A 22,215-nucleotide genomic window follows, 5' to 3' on the forward strand; every position below is an offset into this window, starting at 1 on the left:
CACTCTAGCCGCATAAAAATAACCAAAGTGGTTGTGGGAGCAAAAAATGAACGGTGAATTTCATCCTATTAAAGTCGTTGCCCATCCTATTGATATTGAGAAACGAGAGGATGGTGTGCAAATCATTAATAGTCAAAAGGCGTTAGATGACTATGCCCGCTGCTGGACGGATCAGCTTGAATATTGGGCGGAAAAAACACCAGACCAGCTGTTTGTTGCAGAACGTGATGAACAAGGTGAATGGCAGAAGGTGACCTATGCACAGGCGGTTACCCGAGTGCGCAAGATCGCCTCTTGGCTATTGACCCAGCCTGTTTCGGTTGAGCGCCCAATCGTCTTTCTGTGTGGCAACAGTTTGGAACATTTAATGTTGGCGTTAGCGGGCATGTATGTGGGTATTGCCCATTCGCCGCTGTCTCCTGCGTATTCTCTTATTGCGACGGACTATACAAAACTGCAGGGGATTTTTGATATTTTGACCCCCGGTATGATAGTGGTTGATCAATTAGCGCCTTATGAATCTGCCATTCAAGCCGTGTGTCATGATGATCAAATCCCCGTGATGGTGTTGAATGGCAATAGCCTTGAGAACGCCGTGGCGGCAAAGATTGCTAATCCCGTTATCTCCTTTCAGTCTGCTTGGGATTACCCAGAATCGGCGGCGGTTGATGCTCAGAACGCTCAGGTTACTGGTGATACCATTGCGAAAATTTTGTTTACATCGGGTACCACAGGCATGCCAAAAGGCGTGATTAATACCCAGCGTATGATTTGTGCTAATCAGGTGATGATTCATCAGGTTATGCAATTTTTGAAAGATCAGCCGCCGATTATGGTGGACTGGTTGCCTTGGAATCATACGTTTGGTGGCAACCATAACATCGGGATTGCCTTGTATAACGGCGGCAGTCTGTATCTTGATGATGGTAAACCAACCGAAAAACTGTTTGCCAAGACCTTACGCAATTTGGCCGAAGTGTCGCCAACTGTGTATTTTAACGTGCCAAAAGGTTTTGAGTTGTTGGTGAAGCATCTAAAAGCCGACAGTGAACTTGCGGAGAAGTTTTTTGCCCGTTTGCAGTTTACTTTCTTTGCTGCTGCAGGTTTGGCTCAGCATATTTGGGATGATTTGGATGCTTTAGCGATTCAATATACTGGCAAGAAAATCCCCATGGTGACTGGGTTGGGTTGTACAGAAACCGCGCCTTCTGCGACTTTTGCTTCAGTTGAAGAATCCACATCCGGTGTGATTGGCGTGCCAGCGCCAGGGGTTTCCATTAAGTTGGTGCCAAATGAGGGCAAGTTAGAAGCGCGTGTCAAAGCGGAAACGGTGATGCCGGGTTATTGGCGTCAACCAGAATTGACAGCGAAAGCGTTTGATGAAGAAGGCTATTATTGTTTAGGTGACGCCATCGCTTATCTTGATGAAAACGCACCGCAGCGTGGTTTTCGCTTCGATGGCCGAGTATCCGAAGATTTTAAATTGGACAGCGGTACTTGGGTCAGTGCTGGCACTTTACGGGCAAAATTCATCAGTGCCTTCGCGCCCTTTGTGCAAGATGTGGTGTTATGCGGTACCAACCGTGGTTATATCACCGCGTTAATTTTTCCTGATTGGGCCCATTGTCAGGCCATCCTGCCACATGATTTGCAGGAAACGAACGAAGACATTATTGCTCATAGCGCGGTGCGTGATGCTTTTAAACAGAAGCTGGTGGCGTTTGCGAAACAGAGCACGGGAAGCTCTACTGTTGTCGAACGCATTCTCTTGCAGGCTGTGCCACCGAGTATTGATGCCCATGAAATTACGGATAAAGGCTCGTTGAATCAACGCGCGGTGCAAGCGCATCGTGAAGATCAAATTGCATTGCTGTATCAAGAGCCGCTATCGGATTTGGTGATCAGTCTGTAAGGGGGCGCGTCATGTTTAAAAATGAGCGTCAATTACACATCGAGTGGGGCGATTGCGACCCCGCCGATATCGTGTTTTACCCGCGATATTTTGCCTTTTTTGATGCCTCAACAGGGGCGTTATTTGAGGCCATGGGTTATCCACTGCGTTATATTCGAGATGAATTAAAAGACGTGGGGTTTCCCATGGTGGATACTCGATCACAATTTTTTAAACCGTCTAAATACGGTGATCAGGTCACCATTAAGAGTGAGTTCACTCAGGTAGGCCGCGCCAGTTTTGGGATTCGTCATCAGCTATTCAATGGTGATGATCTGGCGGTGGAGTGCTTAGAAAAGCGTGTTTGGGCCTGTCATGATGACTCAGGAGCGATGAAAGCCAAAGCCATTCCTGAAGCAGTTAAAGCGCGTATGTTGAGTTAGGGCTGAAAAGACTGGTGCTAAAGAGGACAGTATGAAGATAGTTGTGGGTGTTAAGCGTGTGATTGATTATAACGTCAAGGTGCGCGTTAAAGCGGATCAGAGCAATGTGGATTTAACCAACGTTAAGATGGCGATGAATCCCTTTTGTGAGATCGCGGTCGAAGAGGCCGTGCGTTTAAAAGAAGCGAGTGTGGCGTCGGAAGTCATTGTTGTCAGCGTGGGCACCGCTCAAAGCCAAGAGCAGTTGCGTAATGCCATGGCGTTGGGGGCTGATCGCGGCATTCTGGTTGAGGCCGACGGCGAAATAGAGCCGTTAAATGTCGCCAAAGCCTTTGCTGCAGTGATCGAAAAAGAGCAGCCTGGACTGGTGATACTGGGTAAGCAGTCGATTGATTCAGATAATAATCAAATGGGGCAAATGTTGGCGGCATTGATCAAGCGCCCACAAGGAACTTTTGCCTCCAAGCTGGTTATTGACGGCGACCAAGCGTTAGTGACGCGTGAAATTGATGGTGGTTTACGCACGATTGCTTTGACACTGCCGGCGATTGTAACGACGGATTTGCGCCTTAATGAACCCCGTTATGCCAAATTACCAGACATCATGAAAGCCAAACGTAAGCCCTTAGAAACCTTGTCGTTAGCAGACTTAGGCGTGACAGCAAAAGCCCATTGTCGATTAGATAAAGTCGAAGCGCCAGCCATGCGAAGTGCGGGTGTGAAAGTGGCGTCGGTGGATGAATTGATCCGTAAACTAAAAGACGAAGCAAAGGTGATTTCATGATGACGTTATTAGTAGCAGAACATACTTCAACTGCCTTGGCCTCATCTACCTTGTCTGCGTTGACCGCCGCTCATCAGATTGGTCATGACGTGCACGTTTTAGTTGCTGGTAACAATATCGCGGCAGTGGCTGACGCGGCGGCACGTTTGTCTGGTGTGAGTAAGGTTATCTGTGCGGACGCTGGTTGCTATGAACATGCTTTAGCAGAATCGATGGGGGATCTCATTGTTCACCTGAGCGAGCATTATTCACACATTATTGCTCCATCTAACTCTGAATCGAAAGACTTCATGCCCAGAGTGGCAGCCTTATTGGATGTGGGTCAGGTGTCGGATATTTGCGCGGTATTGAGTGCCGAGCAATTCAAACGTCCGATTTATGCGGGTAATGCTATTGCGACAGTGACGGTATTGGACGATAAAAAAGTCATTACCGTGCGAGCCTCTGCCTTTGATAGAACGACTCAACAAAGTGCTCAAGCTTGCGAGATTGAGTCGGTGGACTTTAGCGTAGAGAACAGGTTGTCATGCTGGCAATCGGATGACATCACGGCATCAACTCGCCCAGACCTTGCCAGTGCCAGTCGCATAGTGTCAGGTGGCCGTGGTGTGGGCAGTGGCGCTAACTTTGCGCTAGTGGAAGCCTTAGCCGATAAATTAGGCGCAGCGGTTGGGGCGTCTCGTGCGGCGGTGGATGCGGGTTTTGTCTCGAATGATTTGCAAGTCGGACAGACTGGTAAGATCGTTGCACCAGATCTGTACATGGCGTTTGGTATTTCTGGCGCGATTCAGCATTTGGCGGGTATGAAAGACTCTAAGGTTATCGTGGCGGTCAACAAAGACGAAGACGCGCCTATTTTCCAAGTGGCCGACTATGGTTTGGTGGGGGATCTGTTTGTGGTTCTGCCTGAGATGACAAGCAAGCTTTGAAGCGATAGCGCTTAAGTAATAATATAACGGTCTGTGCTACAAGACCGTTAACTGTCAATTTGGTGATATTAACCGAGCTTAGGCTCGGTTTTTTTTATTTGCTCGAATGGGTTTGAGAGCACAATTCAATGACGCGTTTGCCGCTGATCACTAAAAAACAGCAAACCGTGGTGGCAAGAGCAGTGAGGTGAAAAAAATCAACGAGAATTATGTTTTCCATAGCCGTTCCTTTCTGAAGTGTTTATTCATTATTATTTTGTTTAATAAAAGCACAGGATGCGCAATTCGTCCACACTGTTTACATATTTAAGTTTTTTTTGTGTTTTGGGTGGATGAAAAAGGTTGAGTCTAGAGTCAAAGGTCTGATTGCCTTATAGTGTGCGCACCAATTCACTCAGTGTTGGTTTGTTTGTAAAAAGCACGGGGTGGATCACATTTCTGTCAGGCGGCTTGGCCGTTCGTTTTACCGTATTATTCGATGTCGATTGTTTATAGGAGTGGCCGCTTCCGATGATTCGCCCATTGTTGATTGTGCGTTTGCTGACCATGCCTTGTATTTGGATGAGCGTGGTCCAGTTTGTGTTTGGCGAGCTGTCCTTTATGTATTTTAAGGATGGCGTAGGCCGTGCCTTTGTTACGCCAGCTATTGCTACGTTTATCATTTCTTTGATTCTGTTGGTGGGCTTTAAGAACATTCCCTTGCCTTCGGTTAACACTCGAGAGGCGATGTTGTTCGCCAGTTTAACTTGGTTGTGTGTTGGCATATTAGGCGCGATTCCTATTATCACGATTGCGCAGGTCTCTTTTACGGATGGGGTGTTTGAGTCCATTAGTGCGCTAACGACCACTGGTGCCACAATCTTGTCTGGATTGGATGATATGCCGCCGACTTTTTTGATGTATCGTCAGTTTTTGCAGTGGATGGGCGGGCTTGGCGTGGTGATTTTTGTGGTCGCTATTCTTCCCATGCTTAACATAGGTGGCATGCGTCTTTTAAAAGCGGAAACGCCGGGTCCGATTAAAGACGATAAGCTTTCTCCCCGTATGTCCAGCACGACGCATTATTTATGGATGGTGTATTTGGCGATTACGGTATTGTGTGCGCTGAGTTATTACGTGGCAGGCATGTCGGCGTTTGATGCAATTGGTCACAGTTTTACCACGGTTTCTACAGGCGGTTTTTCTACCCATGATGCCAGTATGGGGTATTTTAACAGTCCGCTAATTTTGTGGATTTGTAATCTCTTTATGGTGTTGGGGGCAGTGAATTTTGCTTTGCATTATCGTGTCTATATTGCCCGCAGTATTAAGCTGTATTGGAAAGACGAAGAAACTCATGGCTTTTTGTGGATTATTGCTGTTGTGGCCTTGCTATTAGCTTTGTTTCTCTTCCAAACAAAGTCGGAAGAGGGCTTTTGGATGTCGATAACCCAATCTTTTTTTCATGTGATTTCGTTTATTACCAGTACCGGTTATGCCGCAACAGATTTTGGCTCTTGGCCTGCTGTCACTTCGATAGTATTAATTTTTGTTGGCTATATCGGTGGTTGTGCAGGTTCGACGGCTGGCGGGAATAAAGTCATCCGTAATATTATCTCGGTTAAATCGATCGGTTTGGAAATCAAGCGTTTAGTACACCCAAGTGGCGTGTTTGCGATGAAGTTTCAGGGGCGAACCATCAGTGAGTCTGTGCGCCACTCGATAATGGGTTTTATGTGTTTGGCTGCCATTGTGACCGTGGTGTTTACGCTTTTATTGATGGCAACCGGAATGAGCTTTATGGCGTCTCTAAGCGCCACTGCCGCTTGTTTAAATGTATTGGGTCCTGGTTTTGCTGAACTTGGTAGCAACTTTGCGCCATTGAGTGATGCTGGTACATGGTTGATGAGCTTTGCGATGATTTTGGGGCGATTAGAATACTTTACCGTGTTGGTGCTTTTCTTCCCCGTTATGTGGCGTCATTGACCTGTGTTTTATTTTCATCTGTTAGGGCAAATTCTCTGCCGCTAACAACCCTTCGTCACTTCCTCTTCCGAGGCTGTCGCAAAACGAATGCCGTTGATCTACAGGTGATTACCTTTAACGTCACTACCTCTTCCGAGGAAGTGACGTATAAACAAGTTAGTCTTACTTAAACCGCAGCAACTGCGATGCCGTTGCTTTCTTCTTCGTAAGCTTCTAACTCTATGGCAATACTTTTTGAGGTTGGCGTATTGCTGAATTCCCCATGGCTATCGAGCGGAACTAATGGGTTGGTTTCTGGGTAGTAAGCGGCAATGTTGCCCGCTGGAATACTATAAGGAACCAGTTTGAAGCCACTGATTTTGCGCTCAACACCATCATCCCAAATTGAGCGCAATGTCACGCTTTGACCTTCTTCAAAGCCGAGACGTTGTATGTCGGCTGGATTGATAAAGACCACTTTGCGTTCGCCTTTTATGCCACGGTATCGGTCGTTCATACCATAAATTGTGGTGTTGTATTGGTCGTGTGAACGCAGTGTTTGTAATATGAGGGTTTTGTCTGACAGCAAGTCTTGCGCACGTTTTGGCAAAATAGACTCAGGTAATACATGGCTATGGCAAATGGCTTTTCCTGAAGGGGTTTTCCAGTTTCTTTCTCGTGCGCTGTTGCCGAGATAGAACCCACCATCTTGTAAAATTCTCTGGTTGAAGTCATTGAAGCCCGGAACGACAGCAGCGATGTGTTCACGAATTAGGTCGTAGTCGCTGACCACTTCGTTCCAATCGATTGGGAAGTTGCCGAGAGTCGCCGCGGCAATGCCTGCGACAATGGCTGGCTCGGATTTTTGTTCTTTGCTTAAGGGTTCTAATACGCCGCCAGAAGCATGAATCATGCTGAAAGAGTCTTCTACGGTGACTTTTTGCTGGCCTTTTGCTTGATGATCTATGTCGGTACGGCCAAGACAAGGCAGTATAATCGCCTCAGTGCCCGTAATCAGGTGAGAACGGTTGAGTTTAGTACTGATTTGAACCGTAAGTTGGCATTGTTTTAATGCCTGCACTGTGGCTTGTGTGTCCGGTGTGGCAGCGGCAAAGTTACCACCAAGGGCGATAAAGACACCGACTTTGCCATCACGCATAGCACGGATGGTATCCACAACGGCCAAACCGTGTTCTTGTGGTGGCGTGAAGTGGAAGCGTTTTTCTAAGGCATCCAGGAAGGCCTGAGAAGGGCGCTCATTAATGCCCATGGTTCTGTCGCCTTGCACATTGCTGTGACCGCGCACAGGACAAACTCCGGCGCCTGGCTTGCCTAAATTACCACGTAGTGCCATTAAGTTGACCATTTCATGGATGGTCGCCACAGAATGGTGGTGCTGAGTGATGCCCATTGCCCACGTCAGAATAACGTTTTCTGCTTGGGCGTAAACGTTAGCAGCGTGAGTGATGTCTTCTTTGCTTAGGCCTGATTGAGCAATAATGTCTTGCCAAGAGGTTTGTTTGACCTGCTCAAGATAGGCATCCAAGCCTTGGGTATGTTGTTTGATAAAGTCATGATCAAAAACGGCTTTGCCTTCTTGTTGAGCCGCTGCTTCTAAGTCGATAAGCACCTTGACCATGCCGCGCACCACGGCCATATCGCCGCCAATTTTTGGACAGAAGTAGCCGGTATTGGTTGGCTTTGAACCATTGGTGAGCATTTCCACTGGACTTTGAGGGTTTTGGAAACGTTCTAAACCCCGTTCCCGTAGCGTATTGAAGGTGAGTAGTTGTGCGCCACGTTGCACGACTTCTTTTAAGGTTTCTAGCATACGAGGGTGGTTAGTGCCTGGGTTTTGACCGAAGACAAATACCGCATCAGCGCGTTCAAAGTCATCAATTTCCACTGTGCCTTTACCGATACCAATGCTGCTGGTAAGCGCATAACCACTGGCTTCGTGGCACATGTTTGAGCAATCTGGAAAGTTATTGGTGCCATAAGCACGAGCAAACAGCTGATATAAGAACGCGGCTTCATTGCTGGCGCGTCCAGAGGTATAAAACGCCACAGTGTTAGGATCGGCTTGCTTTTTTAGCGTATCGCCAATGTGTCGATAAGCGTCTTCCCAAGAAATGGCTTCGTAGTGATCGGTTTCTCGGTTGTAGCGCAAGGGTTCTGTGAGTCGACCTTGATATTCTAGAAAGTAATCACTTTGCGTGTTTAACCAGCTTACGCTGTGTTCGGCCATAAAGGCAGCATCGACTTTACGAGAAGTGGCTTCCCAGTTAACGGCTTTGGCACCATTTTCACAAAAGCGAATTTTCGCAGGATCGTGTTTTTCTCCCCAAGCACAGCCCGGGCAATCAAAACCATGGGGCTGATTGGTTTTTAGTAAAGTGTGAATGTTACGTACGGCATTTTCACTTTTTAGCCAGTGTTTGGTGGTGCTTTGTAATGCGCCCCAGCCTCCAGCCGGTCCTTTGTAGGGTGTGTAAAAATCGGTTTTTTTACTCATTGTTTGAGTCCTTTAACGGGATTGAAGATGCGTATACTCGAGGCGCATCTTGCTTGGGTAAATGAATCAGTGTTAGCCCGTAATGCTGAGCAAGCTTGACGGCCAATGTGCTTGGCGAGGCTAGGTGAATCAATCTAGATAGCCCCACGCGTACGGCTTTTTGTACCAGCTCTGTGCTGCATCGGCTTGACATCAAAACACTGTGATTTTGTAAGTTTATATCCTGTTGCAGTGCATAGCCAATCACCTTATCAAGGGCATTATGTCGTCCAATGTCTTCCATGCAGACTATTGGGCTGCCGTCAGGTGAGATTAATAGGGCACCATGTACCGCCCCCGTTTTATTGCCTAATATTTGGAATTCAGACAAACGTGATTTTAATGCGATTAGCGCCGTTTCTTCCATGACTTGGCAGGGTGGAAGTGCTGCTAAACTGGGGATGGCTTGGGTTAAGGATTCTGTTCCACACAGCCCGCAACCTGTAGCACCAAGATGGGCTTTTTTTCTTTGCTTAAATTGAGCAAATCGACGTGGACTCAGCACCACATTGATGGCAATACTGTCAATGCCTGATGGTGTTTGCGTGCGCTGAATATCCAAATCCCGTATATCGTTAATCTGTTCAATTAGACCTTCACTACGAGCAAAACCAATAACGAAGGCATCCAAATGCGTTGGGGTGACCATCATAACGGCATAAGAAATATCATTAATACTGATGGCAAGTGGCATTTCTTCCACTAAGTCAGTCGACTCTAATGGGTTTGATGTGTCACAACGATTAAAAGAGACGCTTTGAGAACTGACAAAAGACAAAGACTGCATAATGTGTTTCAGTTGAGTTAGGGATTAAGATCGATCCTTTAATACTACGTAGTGTCACCATAAGCGTCCAATGGTTTTGCGTGTGTTATATGCAAGAAAACGACAGAAATTTAGCCTATTAAATGTCTTAACTAGAAAACGCCTTGGAAAAACAGTATGAAGCGGCTTTCAATTGGCGAAGTATTTCTTTAGCTAGGTAAATGCCGTATCCTACGCCCGCCGAAAAATTGCACACTAAATGTCCTATCCGTATGGGATGTGTAAAACCATACGCTAAAAGGGCATGGATTGTGATTATTTTCATTCCACCAGTGGCAAGAAAATAAGCATATGCTACAAAGCATGGCTTTGTTTTTGTCCTATATTTGAGAGTATGTCCGAACTATGGGTTAGTGCATAGTTGGGTTCTTAGTGAACCGCATCTTCGTTTAATGAGTTTTTATTTATGCAATTTATAACACGCCTCTCACGTTGGGCCTTGTCTGGTCCCAAAGTTTGGTTATCTATTCTATTTTTTGTCTTTGTTATTTTGTTATTTGTGTATGAATCGCTTGTATCGCCCACAGAGGATGCAAAAGATTTTACGTTGCCCAACAGTAAAAAAGAGATAACGGCGAAAAAAGAATTAACAACTAGAAAGCCTGCTGTTAGGGAAAATGCCAACACGGACGAAGACAACGACTATGATTCTTTGGTGACAACAGACCCATTGAAAAACGTAGAAAAAGTCACTGCGCCGCTTCCTTCAATAGACTATGTGATTAAGTCTGGCGATACGTTGGAGCGTATTTTTGCCCGTCTTGGCTTGTCCAGAGAGTCGATGTACGCTGTGCTTGAGGCGGATCAAGAGTATTTAGTGCTGGAGCCTCTACTACCGAATGATAAATTTACCTTTAAATTAGATGAAAATGGCGAGTTACTCTCTCTTACTCGGCGCATTGATATCAGTAAAAGTGTCTCATATGTTCAACATGACAGTGGTGGTTTTGTTTATGAAGAACAGATCAAACCTATCACTTATAAAGACAAAGTGGTTCATAGTAAAATAGTTGGTAACTTTTACCTTTCGGCTAAAAAAGCCGGTTTGTCTGATGCAAACATTCTTATTATTAATGATGTTTTAAAAGGTCGGGTGGATTTCCGAAAAGATGTTCGAGCCAATGACACTTTTAATTTTGTGGTTAAAAACGGCAGCATTAACAATGTAAAAGTGGGTGAAAGCCAATTAGAAGCGTTGGAAATTACGGTTCAGGGACAAACTTACCGTGCCTTTTTGCACTCGGATGGTCGTTTTTATGATCAGGATGGCAACAGTTTAACACCCGCCTTGTTACGTTGGCCTACACGTAAGCAATATCGAGTGACTTCTCCCTTTAATGCTAACCGTTTACATCCTATTACAGGTCACCCAGCACCCCATAACGGTGTGGATCTTGGAACGCCGTCAGGCACCGAAGTGTTAGCAACCGGCGATGGCGTTGTGACACGTATTGCCACTCATAAATACGCAGGCAAATATGTGGTGGTGGATTACGCAGGCCCCTACAGTTCGCGCTTTTTACATCTAAGTAAAATTCTAGTGAAGCAAGGTCAGAAGGTGAAGCGTGGTCAGGTCATTGCTTTGTCTGGCAATACGGGACGGACAACTGGCGCACATTTACATTATGAACTGCATATTAGAGGGCGTCCTGTTAATCCAATGACCGCTGAAATACCGACCACTCAATCCATCTCTAAAGCCGAACGGATCGAGTACGATGCGAACGTTAAACGTTGGTTAACTATGATGTCTGTCGAAGGCGAAAGTAAAAACATAAAATAGTATTGAGATCGAGTCGTCGTATCGGCTATGTCAACTAATAAAAAAGGCACACTCTATTAAGGAGGTGCCTTTTTTATTGGCTTAGAAAAAACGTTTAAGTGGTTTTTTTGTAGGACTTATTACCCATCACAAACAGCGCTAAGAATAAGCCGAGGCCAATCAACTGAATCCAAATAGCCAAGTCTGGCCATAACATCATGATAGAAGCGACCAAAGCAATTATTCGAGGTAGTAAGGACAGTTTATCTTCTAAGTAGCCTTCCATGGCACCAACCAAAGCATACATACCAAAAATGGCGAAAAAGGATAGGCGTAATAATGTGTCGGGATCGCCACCAATTAATGGGGTGTAGGCCATTAAGAGAGGCACAATGTACAACCCTTTCGCTAATTTCCATGCTGTCATCCCTGTTAGCATTGGCGGTGTTTTGGCAATGGCGGCCGCCGCAAAAGCGGTTAAGCAGACCGGCGGGGTGACATTACTGTCTTGAGACAACCAAAAGATGATCATGTGGGCAGTGACCAATATCATGGCAACGCTTTGTGCCCCTAACGCTTGATCCATTAGCATGCTTTTGAAATCGTTAGGCACTTGCGCCAGTAAAGCTTGTGCTTGTTCCATCGGCATGCCTTGGGCCAAAGCAGCGATGGTGGAAGGATCAACCAGCATAAAGACAGCGCTCGCGGCCTCAGGCAAATTACCAGACGACATCATCTCCAAAAGTTGGCTTTCAGCGATTAAATTAAAGAGTGCAGGCGCAGAGAGTGTGCCTAATACAATGTACGCCGCCGTGACTGGCAAGCCCATTCCTAAAATCAGCGATGCAATGGCCACCAATATAATGGTCAAGAGTAAGCTGCCGTTGGCCCAGTTGGTAATGAGCAAAGAGAAGGTATTGCCTACACCTGTGGTGCTAATGACATTAACGACTAAGCCAATACCCACCAATAAAACTGCGGTAGTCGACATGTTTTTTGCCCCTTGTGCCATGGCATCCAATATCGCGATCGGTCCCATTCTATGTCTGGGAGATAAAAAAGAAGCCGCGACGACCGCAAGAATACTGATACCTGCGGCGTACGTCGGAGTAAAGCCTTGCACCAGTAGTGCGACTAGCACACCAAGCGGTACGATATGGTGCCAGCCATCTTTAAGCACTTGCGACATATTGACCGCATCGTCACTTTCGGTGGCGATAACTTTGCTGCGTTTCGCTTCAACGCGTACAAAAAAACCAACGGACAGAAAATAAAGTAATGCAGGGATGGCCGCTACACTAATAATTGTCACGTAAGGTACTTGTGTGTAAGACGCCATGATAAAGGCACCTGCTCCCATGACCGGAGGCATGAGTTGTCCACCAGTGGAAGCAGCCGCTTCAACGCCTGCGGCAAAACGCGCAGGGAATCCAGCTTTGCGCATTAATGGAATGGTAATAACACCAGTGGATACTGTATTGGCAACAGAGGAGCCTGATACCGACCCCATCAAGCCGGAACCGAGTACGGCAACAAAACCTGGTCCACCAATCATCTTGCTGGCAAGTGAGCGAGACAGATCAATGATAAAGTCACCCGCCCCAGATTTGACCAAAAAAGCGCCAAATAAAATAAACATGAAGACAAAGCTCCATGAAATCCTAGAAATGGAACCAAACATCCCGTCTGTGCTGAAAAAACTACGATACAAGAGAGTTTCAAGACTCAGGCCGGGAAAATTAAACATGCCCCCCAGCCAGCTTCCCCACAGCACAACATACGTCAGTGCCACAATAATAAGGAAAGGAATAAACCAGCCGCTGGTGCGACGAATCAGTTCGAGAGACATTAATACGGCGACACTGGAAACAATCCAGTCAGCATTATTGAACGTAACGCCTCTGGCATAAAGTGCATCCTCAAAAAAGACGATATATAACACCATGCCAATGAGTGCAAAGACGAGGATGCCGTCACAAAATAGGGCAATTTTACTTTCTCGCCATTGTGGAGACGCTGGTATGAGCAGCGCACACAGCATCCCAAACCCTGCAAAATGAAAAGCGGAAACCCAAAGCTCGGGTAAAGTGGCAATGGTATTAATGTAGATATGAGCAAGGGCTAATAAAACGGACAAGGTAAACACAAAACGGTTTAACCAAGGTCCGGAGCGATATCTTGTTTCGAAATCGTCAAGATTGATGTCTTTAGATGCGCTGGGTTGCGATGAAGCAGTCATAGACAGGCTACCTTTGTATGAGCAAAAGAACGGGTTGTGCAAGATGAAAAGTGTCGCGCCGCACAGGAGTACGACGCGGTAACCCTATGTGTCTTGTTATTTTGCGATTAGACGAGCTGGGATATTGATGCCACGCTCACGATAATAACGCGCGGCGCCTGGGTGCAAGGGCACAGGAAGGCCGGCGATGGCTTTTTCCAAGGACATCACAGAGGTGGCTTTATGAATGGCACTTAAGTACGAAAGGTTTTCATAAAGCGACTTGGTCAATTCATAAACGTCTTCTTCTGATAGATCCGCACGCGTTGCCAAGAAGTTAGGTTGTGCAACGGTATTAATGTCTTTGGTTTGACCTGGGTAGGTATTGGCTGGAATCACGTAGCGAGTCCATAATTCGTAATTGCCGTTTGCTTGTTTGATTTGCTCGTCGGTGAAGTCCAGTACTTTGACTTTATCACCCATGGAAGCGTAAAGGCGCGTCACTGCGCTGACCGGTACACCGGCTGGGGTATTCATGCCGTCTATATTACCGTTTTGCATGGCATCTGCGCTGGCGCCGTAGCCCATATAAGCAAGGGCAAATTTGTCTGGGTCAATGTCTAAGCCTTTAAGTTGTTGGCGACCAGAGCCTTCTGTTCCTGAGTTTTTGGTCCCAATAGAGAACTTATGATTTGTCCCTTCAAGGTCTTTTAAGTCAGCGACTGTGCCTGTTTTGGCTAAATCAGATTTAAGCACAAAATGCTCTACGTTTTGCCATAACATAGAAATGGAACGTAATTCACTTTGTTTGCCAGAGCTTTCGAATGGGCCTTCACCGTCCCATGCCCATGCACCGTATAGACCTTGTAATATGGCGAGTTGAGCTTGATTTTCACGCAATAATTTGATGTTCTCACCCGATCCGGCCGAGCTAATTGCCGACACGGAAAGGCCAAATTTAGGCTCGAGTTTGACTTTGCTTAGCGTGGCAATAGCGACCCCAACAGGGTAATAAGTGCCCCCTGTCGAGGCGGTTGCTAAAATGTAGTTGCGGTTATCTGCAGCGGATGCATTTCCTGCTGATAGAGTAATTGCTGCAGCCGTTGCAGTAGAAAGAAGCGTTTTGGTAACAAATCCCAATTTCATATTATTTTTCTCCTAGTTAGTGGGGTTAGTTACATAAATCTATAGCGATTTTCATGCCAGATATATATCTTATTGATATTTATGGTTTTATTTTTATTTCGTCAGTTTTCTTTCTTTTTTTATGCACATATGCGCTATTTGTTGCTTATAGGTGAGGTTTCCATATCGGCAAAAAGTTGCTTATGATAAAAGCGAGTAAAGACAGCCCATAGCAGGGTATTAAAGCCTTTATTATTTTTTGTGTGAGCAATATATTGCCGATGGGTCAGGGTAAAAAATGATGAAAGAAAACCATAATGTTCGTGTTGTACTGTTCGATTTAGGCAATGTTTTGGTCGATTTAGGCGACATTTCCGCAATGCATGCTATGTTGAATACTCAAGGTGAAGAGTCTGATGTTTGGCTAAAGTGGTTACGCTCGCCCACCGTGGCGGCTTTTGACTCTGGTAACATTACCTTTGATCAATTCGCCGATAGACTATTGAAAGAAGTCAACAGTAATATAGACAAGGAGACATTTAAGGCGTCTTTTAAGGCATGGCCTAGAGGCTTGTTTGCCGGGGCGCTTGAATTGGTCGAATCGGTAAAGCCGGAATATCACCGAGCTATTTTATCGAATACGAATGCGGCACATTGGCCTAGGTTAATGGATGAAATGGCACTCGCAGGTAAGTTTCACAGTTATTATGCTTCCCATTTAGTGGGTTTTGTAAAGCCTGATGATGCCATTTATCAGCATGTTATTGAACAGTTGCAAGTTTTGCCTGAACACATTTTGTTTATTGATGATAATCAAGTGAATATCGATACTGCGAATCGGTTAGGTATGCAGGCTTATCGAGTTAAGGGGGTCGATGAAGCTCGAGATGTACTTCATCGACATGGAGTTATCTAGTGATAGCTAAATGGCAAAAGCAATCATGCTTTGAACTTTCATTGAGTAGTAGGGGTGTGAATGCTATTTAGTCCTGGGGTTTCTATGCGTACTTTTGATGGGCAATCGTCTACGTATTATTCACGCACTCGGCCTTTGTATCCGGCTGAGCTGTATTATTGGTTATCTCAGCAAGTGGCTTCGCCAAGTGTGGTTTGGGATTGCGCCTGTGGTACGGGACAAGCCTCGGTCGATCTGGCGGCGTATTTTGATCGTGTCGAAGCATCCGATATCAGTGAATCGCAAATCACCGCGGCGACGCCTCATCGCAAAGTGAACTATCAAGTGTGTCCGGCTGAAAAAACCAATTATCCAGACCATTATTTTGATGTGGTCTGTGTTGCACATGCGCTGCATTGGTTTGATTTAGAGGCTTTTTGGACAGAACTTAAACGCGTTTTAAAGCCCGGTGGGATGTTTGTTTGCTGGGGGTATAACTGGTTGCAAGTAGGGGAAGCTGAGGACAAAGCCATTGCAGAGTCTGTGTTGCCACATTTGGCGACTTATTGGCCGCCTCAGAGCCGTTTATTATGGAATCAGTATCGGGATATTCAATTTCCTTTTGCCTTGATGGATGTTCCCGAGTTTGAGCTCAATTGCCATTGGACGGTAACGCAAACCTTGGATTTTATTCGAACCTGGTCGGCCTCTCAATTACGCATACAAGAGCAAGGAGAGGATTTTTTAGTCAACGCATCACCTATTATTCGTGATGCCTGGTCAGAGCCGAGTAAGAAACAAGAAGTACGTTTGCCATTTTTTGTCAAGGCAGGACGGTTTACCTGATTCTATTTTGTCATAAGACTAAAGTGGAATAGATTGTCATGCTTGGCGGGTTATAGTAGTTCAGCATCCGAATAACAAATTTAACAATGGAGCGGGTTATGAAGTCATCATATAGCGCAACCTCAAATGAGGCGGCAAAAAATGCCAATGTGAGTCAAGCAGAATTTGAAAAACGCTATCAGGAGTCGATTGAAAACCCAGATCAATTTTGGGGCCGAGAAGGCAAGCGTTTAGATTGGTTCGCACCTTATAGCAAAGTCAAAAATACCTCCTTTAAACGTGGTCAAGTAAGCATTAAATGGTTTGAGGATGGTGAGCTAAACGTAGCTTACAATTGCATTGATCGTCATTTAGCACTCTCTGCCAACAAAGTCGCTTATTACTGTGAAGGCGATAAAGAAAGTGATGATAAAATAGCGATTACCTATCAAACGTTGCACGATGAAGTCGGCCGCTTAGCCAATCTCTTAAAGCGTCAGGGCGTCAAAAAAGGCGACCGCGTTGCTATTTATATGCCGATGATTCCTCAGGCCGTATACGCCATGCTAGCCTGCGCGAGAATTGGTGCTATCCATTCGGTTATTTTTGGCGGCTTTTCTGCTCATGCTATTGCAGATCGACTCAACGATTGCGAAGTGACGTTGGTGATTACCGCCGATGAAGGTCGACGAGCTGGCAATACCATTCCCCTTAAACACAATGTTGATATGGCATTAAGCAACAATGCTTGTCCATCAGTGGAAGCGGTTGTGGTGTATCGCTATACCCAAAAAGACGTGCCTTGGTTTGAAGGGCGAGATCTAGACTGGGCGGCTGAGGTTAAAAATGAAAGTACCCAGTGTCCTGCTGAACCGATGAACGCGGAAGATCCACTCTTTATTCTTTATACTTCTGGCTCAACGGGCAAACCAAAAGGCGTGGTACACACTACTGGCGGTTACTTGGTTTATGCCTCTTTAACTCATGAGTTGGTGTTTGATCTTAAGCCTGATGACATTTATTGGTGTGCCGCTGATGTTGGTTGGATTACGGGCCACAGTTATATGGTTTATGGACCATTAGCGAATGGTGCGACCAGTATCTTGTTTGAAGGGGTACCGACTTATCCCGATTCTGGGCGAATTGGTCGCGTTGTTGATAAATTTGGTGTCACTATTTTGTACACGGCGCCAACCGCTATTCGCGCGTTGATGGCAAAAGGCGATGAAGCGACTCGTTCTAGCCATCGTGATTCATTACGAGTGCTAGGCAGTGTGGGCGAGCCTATTAACCCTGAAGCGTGGTCTTGGTATTACAGTGAGATTGGTAAATCTTCTTGTCCTATAGTAGATACTTGGTGGCAAACAGAAACAGGTGGCATGATGATGTCACCACGGATAGTCCAAGCTGACGTGAAACCGGGTTCTTGTACTGGTCCTTTATATGGCGTGCTGCCAGCGTTAGTGGATGCCCAAGGTATTGTGCTAAATGAGCAAGGCGTTCAAGTGGATGGGGGCTTAGTTATCACGGATTCTTGGCCTGGCCAAGCTCGTACCGTGTACGGGGATCATGATCGTTTTGAGCAGACGTATTTCAGTACGTTTGAGGGGATGTATTTTACCGGTGATGGTGCCTCAAGAGATGCGGACGGACATTATTGGATTACTGGGCGCATGGACGATGTCTTGAACGTGTCTGGTCATCGTTTAGGCACCGCTGAGATAGAAAGCGCGTTGGTTGCGCACCCTGCGGTCGCGGAAGCGGCTATTGTTGGCTATCCTCATGACATTAAAGGTCAAGGTATTTATGTCTACGTCAGTGCCGTCGCAGGTGTGGTGCCGGATGAAGAATTGACTAAATCGCTGAAACAATTTGTTCGTCAAGAAATTGGTCCGATTGCCACGCCTGATTTGATTCAATGGGCGAGTAAAGGATTACCAAAAACGCGATCTGGTAAGATTATGCGACGCATTCTAAGGAAGATTGCTGCAAACGAACATGATCAACTTGGCGATACAAGTACACTCGCTGATCCAAGTGTGGTTGATGATTTAATCGAAAACCGTTTAAATGTGTGACCGTTTACATGTTTAAAAAGGCTAAGCAGTGATTTCACTTGTTATCGCGGATGATCATCCTTTGTTTCGTAGCGCTCTAGCTGGTGCGCTACGGGCGGAGATAGAAGGTATTGTTATAGTGGAATCCCATGATTTGGATTCCACTTTGCAATGTTTGGGCAATGTAAACGATCTTGATTTGTTACTGCTGGACTTAAATATGCCCGGTAGTGGCGATTTATATGGATTGGTGCGAATTCGCAAGGACTTTCCTGATGTTCCCGTGGCGGTCATTTCTGGCAGTGAAGACAGCACTATGGTCGCAAAAGTCATTGATGCTGGTGCGCTTGGGTTTATTCCGAAAACCAGTGAGCCTGCGACTTATGTGCGAGCTATTCACGCCATTTTGGCGGGCGATATCTGGTTACCGGAGGATCTCAGGCAGGCGGTTGCTAATCAACCCAAGCCCGATCTATCAATGCAAAATAAAGTGGCAGAGCTGACGCCTCAACAATACAAGGTGCTGTGTTATTTGCATGAAGGCTTGTTAAACAAGCAAATTGCCTACGAGTTATCCATTTCGGAAGCGACGGTTAAGGCCCACATTACAGCGATTTTTCGTAAGCTGGAAATCAATAACAGAACGCAAGCCGTGCTGGTTGCCAGTGACTTGAAACTGCACATGACGTCGGTTTAGAGTTAATTTTTTTCTTCTATCTTGTTGGTTTTTTCTGTGTTGCACTGGCATGCAGGAACAGGGTCAATACCACCCTCATGCCATGGGTGACATTTAGATAATCTTCTCACTCCAAGATACACGCCTTTTATTACCCCATACATCTCAATAGCCTGAATCATGTATTGAGAGCAACTTGGATAAAATCGACAGTTATTTCCCAATAGTGGGCTAATAAAGAATTGGTAGCCTTTTACCAGTTGAATGAATGTTTTTCTGACCATTTTTACCATATTATTTTCTGTGAGAGACATTGACGAATTGGTGGATGTCATTTTTGTGTATATAGTAGCGTCTATTTGTTAATCTAAAAGAAATATATGATAGAGCGTTTTTATTATGCCTGACCAACTTTTAACACTGGATGCGACGCAGATAGTGGCGTATCAGGGTGAGCCTGGCGCTTATTCTCATTTGGCTTGCAAACATACCTTTCCTGATTGGACCAGCGTCAATTGTGCGACTTTTGTCGACGCTTTACAAATGGTCGAACGAGGCGATGCGTATTACGCTATGATTCCGGTTGAAAACTCTACCGCAGGGCGGGTTGAGGAAATATATCGCGAACTAAAGCGGACTCAACTTTATGTCGTAAAAGAGCATTTTGAACCAGTGAATCATTGTTTGATTGTGCGCCATTCTATGACGATAGACCAAATTACTCGGATAGGCAGCCATCCACAGGCGTTGGCCCAATGTGACGGTAACATTAAGGCCCTAGGGGTAAAAAGCCAAGCTATGTATGATACGGCGGGGGCCGCCAAGCATATTGCAGAATTTGAAGAGCCCGGTTTGGCGGTGATTTCATCAGAGCTGGCGGCCGAGCTTTATGGTTTGAAAGTGTTGAAAACCTATTTTAATGACTCGGTCGGCAACACAACACGCTTTTTGGTGTTTTCTCGTCAGCAAAAAATGCCTGTTTATGAAGAAGGGCGAACTTACATCACGTCTTTTATGTTTCGCGTACGCAACATACCAGCCGCGCTCTATAAAGCCATGGGCGGTTTTGCAACACAAGGGATCAATATGTTGAAACTAGAGAGTTACATGGTAAATGGGCATTTTACCGCGACGCAATTTTATGTCGATGTTGAGGCGCATTTTCAATCTTCTTCGATGCAGGCGGCCATTGAAGAGCTGCGCTTCTTCTCTGAAGATGTTCGTATATTAGGAACCTATCTTGCTGATGATTATAGGTTGAAATAAACGCTATGAAGCGATGGATGTGCGCGGTTTTTTTTCTTGCGTTGAATGTGCCGGCAAGTGCCGAGGCTGATAATTTTCTTGTGGCTGCCGAACTGTCTGATGTGACAGTATACGAGTCTTTTTTAGATAGCATCCCTGTTGTGATAACACCGTCTAAAATGCCCCAGCCGCGAGTGGATGTTTCTTCCTCTTTGTCTGTATTGGATGGCGAGTTTATTCGTCGTGTTAATATGCAATATGTGGAAGATTTACTGCAATTTGTCCCTGGCTTTTCAGTAGTGCCTTACAAAAGTTCGAGTCAAAAAGTGGCGTCCTATCACGGCACGCAACTGGATCAATATCGTCGTATTCAAGTACTTGTTAATGGTCGCTCTGTTTACAGCACGGGACTCGCGCGAGTGGAATGGGCGACCCTGCCATTGAATATAGAAGATGTTGCTCGGGTAGAAGTCAACCGTGGTCCCAATGCGGCCAGTTATGGTATTAACTCCTTTTTTGCCGTTGTGAACATCATTACCCGGTCGCCTTTAGAAACCTTGGGCAATAGTATGTCGGCTTATTCTGGCTCCCGTGGGGATTATCGTCTTTACGGGCAGCATAGTGGGCTGAATGGAGATTGGAGTTATCGGGCGTCGGCGTCGACCAGCGCTGTTCATGGCTTTGATGAAGATTTCTATGGCAATGATAGGCACGATGGTCATCGCTCATCCATGGGAAACATGCTTATACAAAAGGAAACAGTGAATAGTTCTTTTGATTTAGACATCGGAGCGAGCCATTTAAAGGATAAAGTAGAGCCCGAAGACTATGGTTTAGATTCGTATGATATTAATAAACCGATGCGATTGATTGATCGTGAACATATTAAAGTCAGTTATCGTCAGCAAGTCTCAGCCGATCATGAACTAAAAGTGCAGTATTATTATGACCAGTCTGATATGGATGAATACCATCAAGCGGTATTAAGTCCATCATTTTATAATCAATTATTTGGCGCTTTGAGTACGGTACCAGTCTCTACTTCTACCGTGGTGGATTTATTAGAGACGCGTCATGATCTAGAGCTACAGAGCACATGGGAAGCCTCAAAAAATCTACGTTTGATTTCGGCGGTAGGTTATCGTTGGGATGAAGCCGATTCAGAGCATTACTTATCCGGCAAAGCCAATGATGAGGTGTTTCGACTTTCTAGCAATCTGGAATATCGAGCCAGTGATCGCTGGATAGTAAATACTGGCGCCATGTTTGAACGTAGCCAAATGGGAGGAAGTTTTTTGTCACCCAAATTTGGTGTGACCTATAAATTATCGGAGCAGGAGTCGTTTCGTTTTAATGTCTCTGAAGCGGTTCGGACGCCCGATATAGCAGATCAATACTTCAAATGGCATTATGTTTTGTCAACAGGTGAAATGTCGCCAACAACCTACGCAATCAATGGCGAAGAAGAGGAAAAAATCACCTCTTATGAAATAGGTTACTATCACTATTGGCCAAATCAAGGCCTATCTACGGACATCAGGCTATATCATGATAAAGTGCGGGATATGGTGTTAAGCCAAAAGCTATTTACGGCCTATGTTGCTGATAGCCCAGTTGAAGAGGGTGTAGTTGAAGATGTGATTATTAATGGTGCTGAGCTGGAATTGGATTGGCGTTTTCAGTCTGGTGCCATCACTCGTTTCACCTATGCTTACCAAGATACGAAAACAGACAATATAAAGCTCAAACAAGCAACAACACCGATAATGATGTCGTTTTTTGGCAGTGTGCCGTTGACGGATAGGCTGGCGATCAATAGCTATTATTGGTATGGCAAAGAGCTGGGGGGAAGAGACTACGAATTTATAAACTCATGGTTATCGTATAAATTTGCTTTAGGTGGATACTCTAAAGCCACCATGGGGGTTGGAACGGAAGCACGTCTTGATGATAATGCGCTTGTCTCAAGGCATAATAATTTGGCTAAAGACGCTTTTGCTTATGTCTTTACCAATGTTACTTTTTGAGCTGGATTAGTGAA

The 22,215-nt window shown here is 45.5% G+C and carries 17 protein-coding genes; 12 read left to right on the forward strand and 5 right to left on the reverse strand.

Annotated features, from left to right (window positions below):
* The first annotated feature begins 46 nt into the window (after positions 1 to 46).
* The 5 genes from DK187_RS06290 (at position 47) to DK187_RS06310 (ending at position 6,012) form a co-directional block, all read left to right on the forward strand.
* On the forward strand, positions 47 to 1,912 hold the full coding sequence (locus DK187_RS06290) for a feruloyl-CoA synthase (RefSeq protein ID WP_111606494.1): 1,866 nt from the start codon (positions 47 to 49) through the stop codon (positions 1,910 to 1,912).
* Positions 1,913 to 1,923: 11 nt separating this feature from the next.
* Entirely contained in the window at positions 1,924 to 2,334 is a 411-nt protein-coding gene (locus DK187_RS06295) for an acyl-CoA thioesterase (RefSeq protein WP_111606495.1), read from the forward strand.
* 31 nt (positions 2,335 to 2,365) lie between these two features.
* Positions 2,366 to 3,118 (forward strand): electron transfer flavoprotein subunit beta/FixA family protein, encoded by a 753-nt coding sequence (locus tag DK187_RS06300; RefSeq protein ID WP_111606496.1) that lies wholly within the window; start codon positions 2,366 to 2,368, stop codon positions 3,116 to 3,118.
* Positions 3,115 to 4,047: an electron transfer flavoprotein subunit alpha/FixB family protein gene (locus DK187_RS06305; RefSeq protein ID WP_111606497.1), complete on the forward strand. Its 933-nt coding sequence runs from the start codon at positions 3,115 to 3,117 to the stop codon at positions 4,045 to 4,047. Before DK187_RS06300 ends, DK187_RS06305 begins: the two co-directional genes overlap by 4 nt.
* 510 nt (positions 4,048 to 4,557) lie before the next feature.
* Positions 4,558 to 6,012 (forward strand): TrkH family potassium uptake protein, encoded by a 1,455-nt coding sequence (locus DK187_RS06310; RefSeq protein ID WP_111606498.1) that lies wholly within the window; start codon positions 4,558 to 4,560, stop codon positions 6,010 to 6,012.
* Positions 6,013 to 6,178: 166 nt separating this feature from the next.
* Here DK187_RS06310 and DK187_RS06315 read toward each other — a convergent pair whose 3' ends face one another.
* Positions 6,179 to 8,506, reverse strand: a complete 2,328-nt coding sequence (locus DK187_RS06315; RefSeq protein WP_111606499.1) for an FdhF/YdeP family oxidoreductase — start codon at positions 8,504 to 8,506, stop codon at positions 6,179 to 6,181.
* A complete protein-coding gene (gene fdhD / locus DK187_RS06320; RefSeq protein WP_111606500.1) occupies positions 8,499 to 9,332 on the reverse strand; it encodes a formate dehydrogenase accessory sulfurtransferase FdhD in 834 nt (277 codons plus the stop codon). The genes DK187_RS06315 and fdhD overlap by 8 nt, the downstream gene beginning before the upstream one ends.
* A 445-nt stretch (positions 9,333 to 9,777) precedes the next feature.
* On the opposite strand from fdhD, the gene DK187_RS06325 reads away from it, so the two are divergent.
* Complete coding sequence (locus tag DK187_RS06325; protein ID WP_111606501.1) at positions 9,778 to 11,154, forward strand: peptidoglycan DD-metalloendopeptidase family protein; 1,377 nt, start codon at positions 9,778 to 9,780, stop codon at positions 11,152 to 11,154.
* 94 nt (positions 11,155 to 11,248) lie between these two features.
* On the opposite strand, the gene DK187_RS06330 is transcribed toward DK187_RS06325, so the two are convergent.
* A complete protein-coding gene (locus tag DK187_RS06330; protein WP_111606502.1) occupies positions 11,249 to 13,372 on the reverse strand; it encodes a TRAP transporter permease in 2,124 nt (707 codons plus the stop codon).
* A gap of 96 nt (positions 13,373 to 13,468) precedes the next feature.
* Positions 13,469 to 14,497 carry a TAXI family TRAP transporter solute-binding subunit gene (locus DK187_RS06335; RefSeq protein ID WP_111606503.1) on the reverse strand — a complete coding sequence of 343 codons (1,029 nt, stop codon included), beginning with the start codon at positions 14,495 to 14,497 and terminating at the stop codon, positions 13,469 to 13,471.
* 277 nt (positions 14,498 to 14,774) lie between these two features.
* Here DK187_RS06335 and DK187_RS06340 point away from each other — a divergent pair, with 277 nt between their 5' ends.
* The 4 genes from DK187_RS06340 (at position 14,775) to DK187_RS06355 (ending at position 18,950) form a co-directional block, all read left to right on the forward strand.
* Positions 14,775 to 15,392, forward strand: a complete 618-nt coding sequence (locus DK187_RS06340; protein WP_223232331.1) for an HAD family hydrolase — start codon at positions 14,775 to 14,777, stop codon at positions 15,390 to 15,392.
* A gap of 60 nt (positions 15,393 to 15,452) precedes the next feature.
* The gene (locus DK187_RS06345; protein ID WP_223232332.1) at positions 15,453 to 16,217 is read left to right on the forward strand and encodes a class I SAM-dependent methyltransferase; all 765 of its coding nucleotides are present in this window, start codon (positions 15,453 to 15,455) and stop codon (positions 16,215 to 16,217) included.
* 98 nt (positions 16,218 to 16,315) lie between these two features.
* Positions 16,316 to 18,274: an acetate--CoA ligase gene (acs, locus tag DK187_RS06350; RefSeq protein WP_111606505.1), complete on the forward strand. Its 1,959-nt coding sequence runs from the start codon at positions 16,316 to 16,318 to the stop codon at positions 18,272 to 18,274.
* 28 nt (positions 18,275 to 18,302) lie between these two features.
* Positions 18,303 to 18,950, forward strand: coding sequence for a LuxR C-terminal-related transcriptional regulator (locus DK187_RS06355; RefSeq protein ID WP_111606506.1), 648 nt, complete (start codon positions 18,303 to 18,305; stop codon positions 18,948 to 18,950).
* 2 nt (positions 18,951 to 18,952) lie between these two features.
* Here DK187_RS06355 and yidD read toward each other — a convergent pair whose 3' ends face one another.
* Positions 18,953 to 19,264 carry a membrane protein insertion efficiency factor YidD gene (gene yidD, locus DK187_RS06360; RefSeq protein ID WP_396631443.1) on the reverse strand — a complete coding sequence of 104 codons (312 nt, stop codon included), beginning with the start codon at positions 19,262 to 19,264 and terminating at the stop codon, positions 18,953 to 18,955.
* A 64-nt stretch (positions 19,265 to 19,328) separates the two neighbouring features.
* On the opposite strand from yidD, the gene DK187_RS06365 reads away from it, so the two are divergent.
* Both DK187_RS06365 and DK187_RS06370 read left to right on the forward strand, forming a co-directional pair.
* Positions 19,329 to 20,195 (forward strand): prephenate dehydratase, encoded by an 867-nt coding sequence (locus DK187_RS06365; protein WP_111606508.1) that lies wholly within the window; start codon positions 19,329 to 19,331, stop codon positions 20,193 to 20,195.
* Positions 20,196 to 20,212: 17 nt separating this feature from the next.
* Positions 20,213 to 22,201: a TonB-dependent receptor plug domain-containing protein gene (locus tag DK187_RS06370; RefSeq protein WP_223232333.1), complete on the forward strand. Its 1,989-nt coding sequence runs from the start codon at positions 20,213 to 20,215 to the stop codon at positions 22,199 to 22,201.
* The last annotated feature ends 14 nt before the right edge of the window (positions 22,202 to 22,215 follow it).

This window comes from Marinomonas arctica (assembly GCF_003259225.1).
GTDB lineage: Bacteria > Pseudomonadota > Gammaproteobacteria > Pseudomonadales > Marinomonadaceae > Marinomonas > Marinomonas arctica.

What these genes read in the sequence shown, in the direction of transcription:
- DK187_RS06290 (WP_111606494.1), top strand. Translation starts at nt 47, where the DNA reads ATGAACGGTGAATTTCATCCTATTAAAGTCGTTGCCCATCCTATTGAT.
- DK187_RS06295 (WP_111606495.1), top strand. Translation starts at nt 1,924, where the DNA reads ATGTTTAAAAATGAGCGTCAATTACACATCGAGTGGGGCGATTGCGAC.
- DK187_RS06300 (WP_111606496.1), top strand. Translation starts at nt 2,366, where the DNA reads ATGAAGATAGTTGTGGGTGTTAAGCGTGTGATTGATTATAACGTCAAG.
- DK187_RS06305 (WP_111606497.1), top strand. Translation starts at nt 3,115, where the DNA reads ATGATGACGTTATTAGTAGCAGAACATACTTCAACTGCCTTGGCCTCA.
- DK187_RS06310 (WP_111606498.1), top strand. Translation starts at nt 4,558, where the DNA reads ATGATTCGCCCATTGTTGATTGTGCGTTTGCTGACCATGCCTTGTATT.
- DK187_RS06315 (WP_111606499.1), bottom strand. Translation starts at nt 8,506, where the DNA reads ATGAGTAAAAAAACCGATTTTTACACACCCTACAAAGGACCGGCTGGA.
- fdhD (WP_111606500.1), bottom strand. Translation starts at nt 9,332, where the DNA reads ATGCAGTCTTTGTCTTTTGTCAGTTCTCAAAGCGTCTCTTTTAATCGT.
- DK187_RS06325 (WP_111606501.1), top strand. Translation starts at nt 9,778, where the DNA reads ATGCAATTTATAACACGCCTCTCACGTTGGGCCTTGTCTGGTCCCAAA.
- DK187_RS06330 (WP_111606502.1), bottom strand. Translation starts at nt 13,372, where the DNA reads ATGACTGCTTCATCGCAACCCAGCGCATCTAAAGACATCAATCTTGAC.
- DK187_RS06335 (WP_111606503.1), bottom strand. Translation starts at nt 14,497, where the DNA reads ATGAAATTGGGATTTGTTACCAAAACGCTTCTTTCTACTGCAACGGCT.
- DK187_RS06340 (WP_223232331.1), top strand. Translation starts at nt 14,775, where the DNA reads ATGATGAAAGAAAACCATAATGTTCGTGTTGTACTGTTCGATTTAGGC.
- DK187_RS06345 (WP_223232332.1), top strand. Translation starts at nt 15,453, where the DNA reads ATGCTATTTAGTCCTGGGGTTTCTATGCGTACTTTTGATGGGCAATCG.
- acs (WP_111606505.1), top strand. Translation starts at nt 16,316, where the DNA reads ATGAAGTCATCATATAGCGCAACCTCAAATGAGGCGGCAAAAAATGCC.
- yidD (WP_396631443.1), bottom strand. Translation starts at nt 19,264, where the DNA reads ATGACATCCACCAATTCGTCAATGTCTCTCACAGAAAATAATATGGTA.
- DK187_RS06365 (WP_111606508.1), top strand. Translation starts at nt 19,329, where the DNA reads ATGCCTGACCAACTTTTAACACTGGATGCGACGCAGATAGTGGCGTAT.
- DK187_RS06370 (WP_223232333.1), top strand. Translation starts at nt 20,213, where the DNA reads ATGTGCGCGGTTTTTTTTCTTGCGTTGAATGTGCCGGCAAGTGCCGAG.